General features: G+C 69.8%; 9 protein-coding genes and 1 tRNA gene. 6 read left to right on the forward strand and 4 right to left on the reverse strand.

Annotation, left to right across the window (positions count from 1 at the left end):
• The first annotated feature begins 617 nt into the window (after nucleotides 1-617).
• The 3 genes from ACRRSS_RS17695 (at nucleotide 618) to ACRRSS_RS17705 (ending at nucleotide 4,852) form a co-directional block, all read left to right on the forward strand.
• Complete coding sequence (locus tag ACRRSS_RS17695) at nucleotides 618-1,286, forward strand: DUF6338 family protein (RefSeq protein ID WP_435972096.1); 669 nt, start codon at nucleotides 618-620, stop codon at nucleotides 1,284-1,286.
• A gap of 588 nt (nucleotides 1,287-1,874) precedes the next feature.
• The gene (locus ACRRSS_RS17700) at nucleotides 1,875-2,408 is read left to right on the forward strand and encodes a hypothetical protein (RefSeq protein WP_435972097.1); all 534 of its coding nucleotides are present in this window, start codon (nucleotides 1,875-1,877) and stop codon (nucleotides 2,406-2,408) included.
• Between the two features lie 581 nt (nucleotides 2,409-2,989).
• Nucleotides 2,990-4,852 (forward strand): FG-GAP repeat domain-containing protein, encoded by a 1,863-nt coding sequence (locus ACRRSS_RS17705; protein WP_435972098.1) that lies wholly within the window; start codon nucleotides 2,990-2,992, stop codon nucleotides 4,850-4,852.
• Between the two features lie 420 nt (nucleotides 4,853-5,272).
• Here ACRRSS_RS17705 and ACRRSS_RS17710 read toward each other — a convergent pair whose 3' ends face one another.
• Nucleotides 5,273-6,196: a serine hydrolase gene (locus tag ACRRSS_RS17710; protein WP_435972099.1), complete on the reverse strand. Its 924-nt coding sequence runs from the start codon at nucleotides 6,194-6,196 to the stop codon at nucleotides 5,273-5,275.
• Between the two features lie 531 nt (nucleotides 6,197-6,727).
• Between ACRRSS_RS17710 and ACRRSS_RS17715 the strand changes: the two genes are divergently transcribed.
• Nucleotides 6,728-7,300 carry a GNAT family N-acetyltransferase gene (locus ACRRSS_RS17715; protein WP_435975362.1) on the forward strand — a complete coding sequence of 191 codons (573 nt, stop codon included), beginning with the start codon at nucleotides 6,728-6,730 and terminating at the stop codon, nucleotides 7,298-7,300.
• Between the two features lie 344 nt (nucleotides 7,301-7,644).
• On the opposite strand, the gene ACRRSS_RS17720 is transcribed toward ACRRSS_RS17715, so the two are convergent.
• Both ACRRSS_RS17720 and ACRRSS_RS17725 read right to left on the reverse strand, forming a co-directional pair.
• Nucleotides 7,645-9,333, reverse strand: coding sequence for an alkaline phosphatase D family protein (locus tag ACRRSS_RS17720; protein ID WP_435972100.1), 1,689 nt, complete (start codon nucleotides 9,331-9,333; stop codon nucleotides 7,645-7,647).
• A 297-nt stretch (nucleotides 9,334-9,630) separates the two neighbouring features.
• Nucleotides 9,631-10,554, reverse strand: a complete 924-nt coding sequence (locus ACRRSS_RS17725) for a CehA/McbA family metallohydrolase (protein ID WP_435972101.1) — start codon at nucleotides 10,552-10,554, stop codon at nucleotides 9,631-9,633.
• A gap of 1,093 nt (nucleotides 10,555-11,647) precedes the next feature.
• Here ACRRSS_RS17725 and ACRRSS_RS17730 point away from each other — a divergent pair.
• Together ACRRSS_RS17730 and ACRRSS_RS17735 are read left to right on the forward strand one after the other, a co-directional pair.
• Nucleotides 11,648-12,301 carry a hypothetical protein gene (locus ACRRSS_RS17730; protein WP_435972102.1) on the forward strand — a complete coding sequence of 218 codons (654 nt, stop codon included), beginning with the start codon at nucleotides 11,648-11,650 and terminating at the stop codon, nucleotides 12,299-12,301.
• A 72-nt stretch (nucleotides 12,302-12,373) separates the two neighbouring features.
• Nucleotides 12,374-13,636, forward strand: coding sequence for a DUF6357 family protein (locus ACRRSS_RS17735; protein WP_435972103.1), 1,263 nt, complete (start codon nucleotides 12,374-12,376; stop codon nucleotides 13,634-13,636).
• A gap of 69 nt (nucleotides 13,637-13,705) precedes the next feature.
• On the opposite strand, the gene ACRRSS_RS17740 is transcribed toward ACRRSS_RS17735, so the two are convergent.
• Nucleotides 13,706-13,779, reverse strand: a tRNA-Met gene (locus tag ACRRSS_RS17740).
• Between the last annotated feature and the right edge of the window lie 340 nt (nucleotides 13,780-14,119).

Below are 14,119 nucleotides of genomic sequence, written 5' to 3' on the forward strand. Positions count from 1 at the left end.
ACCCTGCGTGTCCCTGAGTGCGTGGTGTCCTTCCTTGGCACCCACCGCAGTGTCCCCGCGACCCTAGGAAGGACTAGACCAATCGTCAAGAGGTCTGGACCAAAAGCCCGTTGAGTGCTAGAGGTTTTCTCTCCGGTCGTCGGATCGTTGGTCCTGCGCTGTCGTTGGCCGGCGCCCGGCAGACGCGGACCGGATCCCTTGTCGCCTCATCGGACGCCGAGGCGAGGCGGGCACCGCGCTCGCGTCTCGGCTGGTCAGCAGCTGACGGTCGTGTGCGGACCCGAGCAGCGGATCGGCTCTCGCACGGAGCCCGCGGCAGCTGGGGACGCATGCGGCCCCAGCTGCCGCGGCAGGCGTCGGTGCCGACAGGCCCGACGCCTCCTGCCCGGTCGCGCGCCCTGTTCTGGTGGCTGAAAGACACCCGTGTCAGACCGTGCGCAGCCGACGCCCGAGGGTCCGTGACATGCCCAGAGTGGGGCGCCTCTCGACGGTGCAGGCAGCATTCCCGCAGCCGATCGGTGTGCCGACGCGCGGAGCGTCCCCGCGCGAGGTTGTCAGGGGAGCTGGAACTCCCCAACATGCTCAGTCGTTCGTCTAGTTACGGGGGGAGGAGGGATATGGGCGGGGCTCCGGCGACGGTCGCGCACCTTGCGCTCGTCATTTTGGTCATCGCACCTGGCATCACCTATCAACTCCTGAGGGAGCGGTGGAGAGGGGCCATGCCGGGCGAGCAGGACATCGCCCAGCGGGTGCTGCGAGCCCTCGTCGCCAGCGTGGCGCTCGACGCCGTCTACGCCCTCGTGATCGGCCCCCATCTCCTGGAGTTCGCCGGGCCCGGTGACGTGTGGACGGTGTTCCGCGAGCATCTCCGCGCCACAGGTGCTGCCGTGCTCGGACTCGTCTTCGCCATCCCTGCCGCTGCCGCGTGGTGCGTTTCCCGCCTGGAGCGACGGCGTCTGCGCGGCACCTATCGCAGCACCCCGACGGCCTGGGACCACATGTTCCGCGACTGCCCTCCGTCGTTCGTCCGCGCCCGTCTGAAGGACGGCACGTGGGTGGGCGGCTGGTACGGATCACGGTCCTACGCCGCTTTCTACCCCCACCCCCCGGGGCTCTTCCTCGAACGCTCCTACCGGATGAAGGCGGACGGAACCTTCAGTTCGGAGATCACTCGCTCCGCCGGTATCTATGTCGACGGCGCGAACATCGACATTCTGGAACTCCTCACGAACGCCGCAACGGAGGCACCTGATGAGCCGGAACAGCAGCAACCCGGACAGGGATGAGCCCACCCCCCAGGCAGACACGGACGGCCTCAGTTCAGCACCGCCGGCACGTCCGACAGAGCACAGTCCTCACCACGACGGCTACAGCCCCGTCGACGACACGACAGAACCCGGCCGGCTTCCCGAAGGCCCCGCGGGCGCCTCCACCGACACATCCCACATCCTTCCCTCCACCCCCGACAGCCCCAGCAGCTCCGGCCTCCAGAATCCCTGACAGCGCGCCCTCGGTGTGGAGGACCGCCACGACGACCGTTCCAGGTAGGCGGCGGCCGTGGGGAGAAGTCCGGCGGAGCCGGCGGATACAGCGGGCGAAGACCGCAGACCTTCGTCGACGGCCATCGCGGCTGGATCGTCAGGAGCCGGGCCATGGAGAGCGCGGCCGGGTCGAGGGCCAGGACACGCCTCGCCGTCCCGCGGTCCTGACCTACTTGGCCGGCTCCGGGCTTCCACCCACGGCGGGGTGGCCGATCGCCCGTGTCGAGACCCTCAGATGGGCGGGCATGGCGGCCCTGCCGGATCATACCGCTGAACAGCAGCTTCGACCAAATTCGCTCGACCGGTGCGCACCGTGAAAGCAATCATGGGCGAGTGAAGTCCACCGAAGCAGCGGCAATCGCTCTACAGGACCGTGCAGCCCTCTGGAGCGCGGGGGAGATCCGCGCGAGCGACGTCGTCGACGCGGCCTGTGACGCGCTCGTCGCCGGACTCGACACCCCCGGCCTTCGCGTCCTCGCCGCCCGCACGCGCGCCGAGGCCGACTACGACGTCCACGACTTGCTTCCCACCGCACTCGACGAACTCGGCCTCACCTTCTATCCGGTCGCCAGTGAGAGCGGCCAGGCAGCCGCCGCCCGAGCCCTCGCACGCCGCATGCTTGCCGGGGAGCTCACACCTCGGGAATTCACCTTCCGGATCCACCAGCGCTTCGGACACGAACTGCCCCTGACCGAGCGGCTCGCCGAACTCGACGACGAGTACGACATCTTCGAATACGGCGACAGAGCCGTGAGCCAGGTCGATGCCGAGGTCATGGCCGAAGCCCACCGCCTCGCAGCCCACCCCACAGCGCCCGCCGAACCGACAGGGACCCCAGGTGATGCGGGGCAGCCACCCGCCCGGTGAAAGTCGCGCCGGGCGGCCTTCGGCGGTGGCTACCCGGTCGGACGGGCCGGTCGAAGAGCTGGCGGATGAGCAGGACGACGCAGGAAGCGGTCCCACGATGAGAGGCTTACCTCGGCCTGCGCGGTCGAAGCCGGGCCGCTACGCCGCGATGACCGCGCGAGTACGGCGCCGTACGCCAGGTCACACCCGGCCCCGACCCGGTCCCGCCTCGGATCCCGACTCCGACTCCGACCTCGGACTCGCCCGCGTCGCCGGATGCGACGTCGTAGCCCAAGCCGACAACGCCCGGTGCGCCGGCGTCGGCCAAGCCGGCAAGGTCCGGGCCAGGCAGCGGGCTCACGGGCCGGCACGCGCCGGTGGAGGAGAAGCCGACAGGCCGTTGCGACCTGCGCGTGTTCGAGCGCCGGTACCACTTGTCCCGCTTACCCCGGCAGGAGTCGGTACTGAGGGACATCGGTCTGTTCTGGCCCCCCGGCGCGATTAGCGTTCGCTCCGTCGGGCCGCTCGTACAACCGCTGGGCATACTCGCGTGTCTGACCGGTCGAGCACGCGCCGTACCCGGTTCTTTGAGGAGATCAGCCTTGCACCACCGTTCGCCCCGCCGTCGTCTGGCGGCCGCTGTGACCGCCGTCCTCGCGGTCACCGCCGGTACGTTCGCCACCGGCGGCACGCCCGCAGTCGCCGCGGCGGCCGCCGCGGCCTCGACGTCCGACAGCGTCCTCGCGCTGGCACCCGGAGCCTCGCTCGTCTCCGCTGGTGCGGAAGGGTTCATCACCAGCGTCCCGGACCACAGCGACGGCACCGACACGTTCCGCTGGACCCCTTACGCGGGCGGAGCCTCCCGCGACCTGCGCATCGACGTGATCGGCAACCGGGTCTCGGTGACCGGCGACAGGATCGCGGTGCTCTCCGACAGCGCGTCCTTCCCGGTCACGGACATGGCGACCGGAACCTCGTTCACCGTACAGAAGACGTCCGGAGACGGCGTCGAGGACTTCCTCTACCTCGGCGGCGCCGGAAGGGCCGTCTTCACGGGGACGCACGCCCATGGCGAACAGCAACTGCGGATGCACACCAAGGAGGGGGAGAGCCGTCTCGTCACCGACGTTCCGGAGGGAGGGAGCGTCTTCGACAAGGTGCAGCCGGGGACGTCCACGGAGGCCCTCGTCCGGTACCGGGGGCCCGCCGGTCGCACGCTGGGGCTGGTCGACCTCGCCACCGCCACACTCACGCCGGAGCCGCACATCGTCCCGTGGAACTCGTACACCCTCGACGCCGCCGCCTCAGCCACCTACGTGGCCTGGCTCGTGGCCGAGAACGGGACCGTGCGTGCGATGGTCCGCAACCGGGAGACGCGAGGCACCGGAGAGGTCGTTCTGGGCGCGACGCAGACGCCCGGGCAGATCGACATCTCGCTGATCGGCGACTGGCTCGTCCACGGTGAGCGCGGGCGGTCGCAGCCCGAGGCTCTCCGGGGCCTGACGGCCCACAACCTGATCACCGGCGAGAAGATCAGACTGCTCGACGACCTGGTCGGCAGCAGTGACGCTCCTGACGGCAGTCTGCTGGTCCACGGCAGCGTGAGCACCGAGCCACGTGCCCTCCACCGGGTCTCGCTCGGGGCGAACGGCAAGCCGGTCGTCACGCTCGTCGCACGGACGAAGAACCCCGACGCCGTCCTGCACGACTTCAACGCCGACGGGACCGCGGACCTGCTGGCCCGGGACGCCTCCGGCGGGCTCTGGGCGGACGGGAGTAGGGACGGTGCACCGAGGGCGAGGATCGGCGGCGGCTGGCAGATCTACGACAGGGTCGAGTCCGTCGGCGACGTCGCGGGCTCCGCTCACGCCGACCTCGTCGCCCGGGACAAGGCCGGCGTCCTCTGGCTCTACCAGGGCGCCAATGACAAGTACTTCGCCGCCGGGCGCTACAAGATCGGCGGTGGCTGGCAGACGTACGACAAGATCACAGGCGGTGGCGACCTCACCGGCGACGGTCGCCCCGACCTTGTCGCGGTCGACAAGACCGGCGGCCTGTACCTCTACAGGGCCACCGGATCCGCCACCGCCCCCTTCGCCGCGCGAAAGAAGGTCGGCACCGGCTGGGGCGTCTACAACCAGCTCACCGCCGCAGGCGACATCGCCGGAGGCCCCGCGGGAGACCTCGTGGCCCGCGACTCCTCCGACACTTTGTGGCTCTACCTCGGCAGGGGCGACGGCAGCTACGAGGCCCGGAAGAGGATCGGCCGCGGCTGGGGCGTCTACTCCGAGCTCGTCGGCGCCGGAGACGTCGACCACGACGGCAGGGCCGACTTCCTCGCCTACAGCCCGTCCGAGAAGACGGTCTACCTATACTCCGGCACCGGGAACTGGCGCGCGCCGTTCAAGGCCCGAGCGAAGACCGACATGCACCGTGACGGTGCCTCGTACAACCACGTCGCCTGACGGGCAGACGCTCCGGCGGACCCGGGCGGTCCGCCGGAGCGGACGACCGGCAGCTTCGAACGCGAACCCTTGTGTGCACCAGCAGGAGACGACCCGACCCCGCTCGTCGACCGGTGCTGACGAGAGAAGCCGGATCACCCAGGATCGCGTCCGCGACCTCTCAGCTACCGGGTCGCCCACAGCCACGGACCCCAGAGGCCGAGTCGGAACCCGGCGTGTCTCTGGTTCGATGTCCGCGGAGCGATGACGCTCGGCGTCGCATCGGCCGCCCTCGATCGACCTCGCCGCATCGGGCGGAGGCGAATGCCTCGCGCGGTCGCCGCGGGAGGCCGGTACCTCGCCTCCGGTGGCCGGTACCTCGCCTTCCGGGACCGGCTCCCACTCCTGGGCTCAGAGCTGGCCCGATCGGGGTGTCAGCTGTCAGCCCTGGGGCACAGCGACGTACGCCTCCTTGGGCGTGGCGGTCGGCTTGAAGCGGTGTGCGGCGGACGCGGTCGGGGTCAGATCCCGGTGGATCACCTTGGACACGGACTGGATCGTGTTCACGCCGTAGTTCATCGAGCTGTTGCCGTCGGTGAGCACGGTGATCGTGTAGTCGTGGCCGCCGCCCTTGAACGTGCCGATGCTGTGTACGCGCCAGCCGCGCGTGGCGCGCTGCAGCCAGCCGTTCTTGACGTGCACGGACACGGAGGAGGGCGCGCCGGCGGGCGTGCCCCACTTCTGAGAGGTGACGACGTTCCCCATGAGCTTGAGGATGTAGGCGCGGGAGTTGTCACTCAGGACCGTGTTCTTGGCGGTGATCAGCGAGAGCAGCCGCTGCTCGTCGGTGACGTTGATCCGGGTGAGCCCCCAGTAGCCGCCGGACCCCGGCACCGTCCGTGTCATGCCCGCGGCGGCCAGGAAGCCCTTCACCTTGGTGACGCCGAGCTGGTTCCACAGAGAGGTGGTGGCCGCGTTGTCGGACTTGGTGATCATGGCGGTGGCGAGCGTGGACTCGCGCGAGGTCAGTAGCCGGTTGGTCTTCTTGGCGTCCCACAGGAGTGTGGCGAGGACGGTCACCTTCACGACGCTGGCCGAGTCGTACGAGGCCGTGGCGCGCAGGGTGCAGGTGGTGTTCGTGGTGCGGTCGCGCAGGCCGACGGCGACAGTTCCGCCGCGTGTGGCAACAGCGGCGGTGATGTCCTTCTGGAGCTTGGCCGCGAGCCCGGCCTTGCCCGACGTGCAGCTGACCTGCGGCGCGGTAGCGGCGGAAGCGGGCGCCGCGCCCGCGACGACGGGCACGAGCATCCCGGCCGCGGCCACGGCCGGAAGCACCCGGGCGCGCAGCGATATGTGGTGAGTCATGTGGATCCCCCTGGAAACGAAACGAACACGCCTACGGCGCACACTCGCCTTACATGACTCTTGAGCGTGCGGATGGTTGTACGAATTCGTCGAAGCCGGAGGATCGGTCCCCCGAGGTCACGAAGCCCCGCGAAATGGCCGGGGCATCGCGGCGGGCGCCGCTCTGGGCAGACGGACCCTGTCGCTTCCCGAGGTGCGGGGCACCTTCCTAGCCGGCGGCCTGCTTTCCGTCGCAGTTTGCGCGGCGCTCCTTGGCGGGTGGCTGTTGCGTCACCGACCCGGATCCGCCGAGTAGAGGGCCTTCAAGGCGTCGCCGGTGGCTCCTCTGCCCAGTGACTCATCCCCGCCTGTCCCTTTGAGGCGGCGGGACGCGACGGCCGGCCCATCCCGTGGCTCTCCCCAGGGACCTGGGTACTGACCCGTCGGTCTTCGCCGACACCGTCCGTGGCGGCGGGCCGTGCTGCCGTGAGGAGCATCCGCCCTGAAGAATTCGGTGTCCTTCCCGCCCCACGAGGACACAAGATGGTGCGCATGACATTGGCCACCCCCATACTGCACACCGCCCGCCTGCGACTCCGGCCTGTCACCGATGCGGACGCGGCCCCCCTCTTCGCTCTGCACAGCAGCACCCATGTGATGCGCTACTGGGACTCCCCACCCTGGACCGAACCTGCCCGCGCCGATCGTTTCATCGCGATGTGCCGGAAGATCGAGGACGAGGGCACCGGGGCGCGGGTGGCCATCGACCGTGCCTCTGACGGTGCCTTCGTCGGCTGGTGCGGCCTGACCGGATGGGACCCGGACTACCGCAGTGCGTCGTTGGGTTACTGCCTCGACGACGCGATGTGGGGCCTCGGTTACGCGACAGAGGCCGCGCACGCCCTGCTGCAGTGGGCATTCGACACCCTTGACCTGAATCGAGTCCAGGCCGAGGCCGACACGCGCAACGAGGCATCCGCCCGGATACTGGAGAAGGTCGGATTCGTGCGGGAAGGGACGTTGCGGGAAGACTGCGTCGTGAACGGCGAGGTATCCGACTCGTGGGTTTACGGGTTGCTCAGGCGGGAGTGGCACCCGTCGAGCGTGCCGACTCCAGGCCGCTGAGATGTCGGTCTGCTCGTCAGACGCCCGGGGCGCGAGTCACTCCGCGGTGGGCTGCCCGGGCTGGCTCGGGTTCCTCGGTTCGTGCCACCGACTCACCTGAGACGTAAGGGAGTTCGTCCTCCAAGGCGACAATGCGGCGTCGGAGCCGGTCGATGTCCGCTGGAGGACCGAGGCCGGGCCCTGCCCCGACGGCCTCGCCGAGAGCCGAACCCCCTCCAGTTCAGAGCTCGTGGACCCTTGTCGGGGCGCTCGGCGGCACGCTGAGCTCGCGGGGCGCGGCCCCCGCAGGCGGCTCGCCACCTTGGGCCTGATGGAGCAGGCGGGCCGAGCCCCCCGGCGGAGCGTCAGTTCCTCTCCGTCAGACTCCGGTCGAGGACACCCACGAGCCGCGCTCCCGAACGGTCCGTCCCGCGGCGCCCCCGCTTCGCACCTGCCGAGGCCTTCTCCAACCGCAGTCGCGCCGTACGCCCACGCAGCGTGAGCGTCATCAGCTGATTGCCGAACCACGGTCCACCGGAGCGCTCCCAACGGACCGCCGGCCTCGCGATCCGGCCATGGCGGGCCAGGAGATGCCCGATCCCCTTGGCGAAGCGGCTCCAGCCGAAACGGAACGCGACCCGCATGGCCGCGGGCACCGAGTTGTGCAGGGGCGAGCAGGTGAACTGGTAGACGCGGGAGCGTGGCTGCTTCCCCGCGGCCCAGACGGGCTCCGCCACATACGCGTGGTGTACGTCCCCGGAAAGCACGCACACCGTTGCCGGGGCTGCGTCGGCCCTCCCCACCTCGGCGACCGTCTCCGTCAGCCTCTCGAACGACGTGGTGAACGCCGCCCAGTGCTCCAGGTCGGCGCGTCGGCGCAGCCACTCGCCGAAGCGTGCCCAGCGCGGCCCGCGCTCGCCCCGGCACAGCGCCGCGTGCCAGCTCTCGGCGAAGTGGACCATAGGGGGCAGCAGCCAGGGGAGCGAGGTTCCGACCAGCAGGTGGTCGACGCCGCCGGGGTTGTCGAACGCCTGCGTCCGCAGCCAGGCTCCCTCCTCGGCGTCCAGCATCGACCGGTGCTGCTCCTCCAGGACCCGTGCGGCCCGGGTGTCGACCATCAGCAGCCGGGTGCGGCCGAAGTCCCTGCGGTAGCTCCAGCGCACCGTCGCCGGGTCGGCGTCGGCGCGCTCGGCGAACGCGCGCAGCGCCTCGGTGCCGTCGTCCGCCGCCACGACCGCCGCGTACAGCTTGTCCTCGGCGAGCTCGGCGGGGGACAGGTTCCCCAGATGCTGGTAGACCCAGTACGACATCAGCCCGCCGGTGATCCGCTCGTGCCACCACGGCGTCGCCCGCATGTCGGCCACCCAGGCGGCGCTCGTGTTCCAGTCGTCGATGACGTCGTGGTCGTCGAAGATCATGCAGGTCGGTACGGTCGAGAGCAGCCAGCGCAGTTCGGGATCGCCCCAGGACTCGTCGTAGAGGTGGGTGTACTCCTCGTAGTCGGCGACCTGGTCCGGTGGGGCGGCGGAGTCGGTGCCCCGCCGATGCCGGGCGATCCAGGCCCGGGTCTCGGCGGACGTCTCGTCCGCGTACACCTGGTCGCCGAGGAGGAGGAGAACGTCCGGACGCTCGGCCTCCGGGTCGGCGGCGAGCCGGGCTGAGAGGGTGTCGAGGACGTCGGGGCCCACCGGATCGGATTTGCCCGCGGCGGGCGCCGCCCACCGGCACGAGCCGAAGGCGACCACCGCGTCGGTCGCCGGGACCGACGGCGTGTGGATGGTGCTGGGCGGCTGGGGCGCGTCCGCGAGGGGCCACACCCGTTCGCCGTCGAGCAGCACCTCGTACGGTGTGGCGGACCCGGGGGCGAGACCGGTCACGACCACCAGGGCGTAGTAGTGGCCGGCGACGGAGAAGGTGGGAGCCGATCCACCGGCACCGTCCGGGCATCGGACCTCTGCCGTGCACGCCCGGTCCGTCTCGACCCATACCGTCGCGCTCGTGCCCGACTCCCAGTCCACGTGTCGCAGGAGCGGGCCCAGCCTCAGACCGGCCATCGAGAGTCCCTTCCGGCGCTCCGCACGGTACGGAACGGCTGCTATGTACGGTACTGAACTACGCGGGAAACAGCGCCGTCGCGACGCCCGGTGGCACCCGACGGAGCCCGGCGGACCCGGGACCGTGCCATCTGCCGACAGCACCACCGTCGAGCGCACCCGCGTACTCCCGCGCTCCGTCGGCCGCACCGACGGCGGCCCCTCGGATCACCCACACCCCACCACGTACCCCCCAAGGCCGGTCGCACCCCCGCCCGAATCGTCCCCCGACCGCTCAGGCCCACCGTGCGCAGAGTGTCACCTCGTGTCGGCGGCCGCCGTGGGCACCAGGTGGACGGGGTTGCTCCAGGCACGTCCGCCGGTGTGGTCCTCGACCGTGACCCGACAGAATCCGCCATGGAACATGGCCAGGGGGAGCGTGCAGCCCGTGAGGCCCTTGCCCTGTACGACCTGGGCCCCGGGGGCGCCGCCGGTGATCAGGATCTTGCGGACGGGGGAGCAACGGACGGTGATGTGGTCGCTCGTCAGGCTGACGTCGAGCAGTTCGGGGCCGGTGGACGAGTAGTAGTGCCCCGCCTTGAGAGCCGCCAGGAGCCGGTCCGGATCGAGGGACTCGGCGCGGACCTGGACCCAGGCCGCGCAGCCCGGTGGGTCCTGAGGCTGGAGGTGGGCGTCGTCGGCCGCGTAGGCGTGCAGCGCGTGGCCCCGGTTGAGGAGCACATCGGTCAGGTGCCAGCTGTCCCCGCGGTCCTCCCGAGCGGCGAGCGCGTTGTAGACCTCCACAGCGTGGGCGGCGTCCAGGCTTTCGGCGTCCGCGATGCTCAGGAGAGAGGCGGCCGGGTGGGCCATGCCGACGTATGCACCGGCGGCCCGTGCCCTGCGGGCCAGTTGGGGCCCGGTCTCCTCCGGTTTCGGCGGTGCGAAGTCGAGCGGGAGCCCGACGGCGACGATGTGCCACGACGGACCGGCCTCCGTACGCGGCGCGTGCAACTCGGCGCCGAGCAGAGTGGTGAATCCTCCCGCGCGAAGCGGAGTGGTGTCCGTCAGCGGGAACCCGTACTCGGGTCGGAAGTGGTCGGTGACGGCCAGGAAGTCGTATCCGGCGTCCCGGTAGTACCGCGCCGTCGCCTCGGGAGACAGGGCACCGTCGGACCGGTCGGAGTGCGTGTGGAGATTCCCTCGCCAGAAGCGTCCCGGCTTGGGGAAGGGCAGACTGTGCATCCCGGTCCTCCTGAAGGCTGATCAGATGCGGTGGCGGTCGACGGGTACGCGGCGTGGGACGCCACTGCTGCTTCGCGACAGCCCTCCGATCATGTGCGGCCGGGAGCGGTAGAGGCAACGGGCTTTACGAACCCGGTCCAGGGGCACGCTCGCGCCGCACCTGTGCCACGTGCCGGCCAACCGGCGCGAAACCGGTTCCGGTCCGCGCTGCGTACGGCAATAGGCCGCCGATGCACAGGGGTGCGGCCAACGGCCGGAACGGAGTGGGCGGAAGCCCTCAGAGCCGGGCTGGGGAAGGCGCACCCTCGACCGTCTCCTCAGGCGCAGGCTGCGTGCCGCCGCAGGGGGAGGTTCTAGGCGAGCAGGCCGGTGGAGCCGGGCACGTCGAGCTGGGCCCGGTGCTCGTCTCCGATCCGCCATGCGGCTTCCTCTGATGCATCGTCGGGGCTCGCTGATCGAGCCCGGCACCCGGTGGGCGACCGCCCGCAGCTGGGAGCGGCGCTCCTCGAAGCGCTCGGCCGGACATTCGTTCTCGCTGACCTGCCACAGGCTTTCGTTCCGATCCGTCAAAGCGGTGACGGACGTCAACCGGCCGTGCAAGGAACGCGCCGGCCGCCAGCGATGTGGAGGAGACGGCGATGGAAGCACGATCGATCACGGCGGAGGTCCCGATGGCTCCGCGGATGCCGAAGGACCCCGCCGAGCCGGCCCCGAGCGGGCAGAGGTGTCGGCGGCGCTCCTCAAGGTCACCGGCAACGGTCCGGTGCCGCGCTCCACGATCAGGGCTGGTCCAGCTGGCCTCAGTTCCCGCAGGCCCCGTCGCCGTGGCCGAGGACGATCGGATGGCGGCCGTGGAAGTCGATGGGCTCGTGGACCAGCGGAGTCAGCCGGGATCGGATCTTCCCGGAGAGGGGTAGCCCGTCGGCCTTGGCTCCCTGCCGTGGCGTCGACGGAGAGGGTGCTCCACCACACCACCGAATTCGTCACCGACCGCTGGAAGGCACGGTGAAGGCCCGCGTGAGGGCCTCCCTCGGTACGTCCGTTCTGACCTGCCTACGCTGGTGGAACTCTTACACGTGAAAGAAGGACGCATATGGCTCGCCCCTACAACCCCGGACCGAAACAGTTCGTCTTCGCTGTCGGTGACGGCAACGACCAACAGGTCTCCGTGGGCGACCCTCAGGAAGCCTACGTAGCGTTCGCTGCGTTCTTCCGTGATCGAGTTTCTGACACCTACACGATCAATGACGAGGCGTCGGGGCAGAGGTTGGTACTCATGCCCGGGCAAGGTGTGATCTCCCGGATCAAAGATGCGGACCGACCCCGATCGGAATACCTCCAGGTCGACAGGGGGAATCGCTACCTTCCGAGCGCGATGCTGTTCTTCGAGAACGGATATGCCGGCCTCGACCGCTTCGGCCAGTGGTTCTCCGACCTCTCCGACCTCGACGCGTCACCGGAGACTCGCGGAGCCGCCCGCGCCGCCACGATCACGACGGAAGCAGCGGCCATCGAGGAAGTCGCTCGGATCTGGGGAGATTCGGGCTGTGTGGACCCGAGCGACCAGTACTACGTCTTCTTCGACTCGCATGGTGTCGACGATGACCGAGCCGAACGAGCCGAACTGCTCACGTTGATCGAGTTCCTCGGGATCGAACGAGCCGACGCCCCGGCCGAGGCCGCCGGGGGCGAAGTCTGGGTTCGCACCGACCCACGCCTCGACGTTGAATTCGCACGGTGGTCGTGAACAGATGGCGCGGGGCGGGGCTGCAGCATCACCGGGATGCCGGCCGGTGCCACCCGGGGAAAGACTGAGTTTATGAGAGACATCGTCTTCACGCGCACGAGCGGCTGGATCCCGAAGGTGATCCGCGAGACCGGCGAGCTGAAACTGATGCTCGGTGCCGGGGCCGACGCCAACCACGAGCCTCGCACGTTCACGTTCTCGATCAGCGAAGCCCATCTTGCGGTCATCCGGGAGGACCTGGCCAGGCACCTGCTGTTGTGGAGTGCGGTCCTTCCGCTGTGCGACGCTGCCGGAACCCGGGGCAAGCTCGACGAGAACGCTGCCGTCGCACTCCTGGACCCGATCCTGCTTGCCGCGCCCGCGGACGTCGACGCGCTCTTCCGACGCGTCCGGTGGGACAGGAGCCGACTCGTCGCCCACGGGGCCGACATCGGTCTCCTTGAGCGTGGTCAGGTATGGGCGGCGATGCGCGCGGCGACCGAGACGTCGAACGTGAAACGAGCTCAGGAGTACCACGCGGATCGCCGTCGCGCCGAGCGCGGATCAGTGCTCGGCCCGCTCGACGCCGCGATTCTGCGGTACACGGGTCAGTATGTGCACGGCTCGACGGTTCCGAGGCGGATGCCCGATGCGGTCGACCCCGCGCTGCTGCCCGAGGTCATGCGGGTGATCGCCACCGCGGAGCAGGCGTGCGCCGGGATGCGGATCGGCCGCGATCCGCGACGCGGGAAGCGCGCCACGGACAAGAGCGACTGGACTCGGATGGAGAGGACGGTCGAAGCGGCCGTGCGCCGTGCACACCCTGAGCTCGTCGACGACGCGGTGCGTACCGTGAACTTCCTGATGTGCTCGGAGGCCGCGAACCGCTCCAGGAACACGCCCATGGAGGATGACGAGGAGACTGCCGGCCGCCGCGCCGACTTCCGCGGGGGTACGAGAAAGACGGCTCTGTCGTTCACCGACGACAAGGGCGTCGAGAAGAAGTGGCTGCAGGACGGTCCCCGAACTGCCACTGCGGAGTTCTGGGAGTTCGTAGGCGATCGCACTGCCTCGGACAACGAGGTGTTCACCATCGAGGACGAGGAGAGGGGCGAAGGGATCCAGCTCCACTTCTACGCGGACTCCATCGCCCGGATCACGACGCTGCGCGAGGGGGTGGGCGGGTCGGAGCCGGAGTACCGCGTCGAGTACGGCCTGGTCGACGGGATCGGCGGGTACCGGACCCTGGTGAGCGCTTTCGTCCGCGGCGGATGCGTCGCACTCGACCAGCACGGCCCCTGGATCTCGGATGTCGCAGAGTTCGAGCGCGCGCGTCGGCGGCGCGACGCCCGGTAGCCTCAGGGCGACGTGCGGGTGCACGAACGAGGCCCGGATCCACAGGATCCGGGCCTCGTATCACTTCAGTAGCGGGGACAGGATTTGAACCTGCGACCTCTGGGTTATGAGCCCAGCGAGCTACCGAGCTGCTCCACCCCGCGTCGGTAGGTCCAACACTACGCTATCCACGGCACCACCCAAGACCATGCGGCTGCACGGCCGAGAGGCAGAAGGATTTCTGCGAGTACGGCGCCTCGACCACGAACTTCCCCAACGGCCCTCAGTACCTGTCGGCAGCGACGACAGGTACTGGTGCTGGACGCGCTCCAGGAACGGCACCTGGGACTGGCAACTGAGCCGCTACGACACCCGGAGCAGTCGCCATGTCCGTGATCGCCGCGAACGAGCGGCACCAGCGAGTCAGAGATAGGTGTCGGCCCACTCGCACACCGACATGCGAAACGGCCCCGCCGGAGGGTGAGACCGTTGCGCGTGGGAGCT

Origin of the sequence: Streptomyces sp. Qhu_M48, from assembly GCF_051305195.1 — a bacterium.
In the GTDB taxonomy this organism is placed as follows: domain Bacteria; phylum Actinomycetota; class Actinomycetes; order Streptomycetales; family Streptomycetaceae; genus Streptomyces.

Excerpts from the sequence above, each read along its gene's own strand:
- ACRRSS_RS17695 (WP_435972096.1), top strand. The coding sequence starts at position 618 with ATGGGCGGGGCTCCGGCGACGGTCGCGCACCTTGCGCTCGTCATTTTG.
- ACRRSS_RS17710 (WP_435972099.1), bottom strand. The coding sequence starts at position 6,196 with ATGACTCACCACATATCGCTGCGCGCCCGGGTGCTTCCGGCCGTGGCC.
- ACRRSS_RS17715 (WP_435975362.1), top strand. The coding sequence starts at position 6,728 with ATGACATTGGCCACCCCCATACTGCACACCGCCCGCCTGCGACTCCGG.
- ACRRSS_RS17720 (WP_435972100.1), bottom strand. The coding sequence starts at position 9,333 with ATGGCCGGTCTGAGGCTGGGCCCGCTCCTGCGACACGTGGACTGGGAG.
- ACRRSS_RS17725 (WP_435972101.1), bottom strand. The coding sequence starts at position 10,554 with ATGCACAGTCTGCCCTTCCCCAAGCCGGGACGCTTCTGGCGAGGGAAT.
- ACRRSS_RS17730 (WP_435972102.1), top strand. The coding sequence starts at position 11,648 with ATGGCTCGCCCCTACAACCCCGGACCGAAACAGTTCGTCTTCGCTGTC.
- ACRRSS_RS17735 (WP_435972103.1), top strand. The coding sequence starts at position 12,374 with ATGAGAGACATCGTCTTCACGCGCACGAGCGGCTGGATCCCGAAGGTG.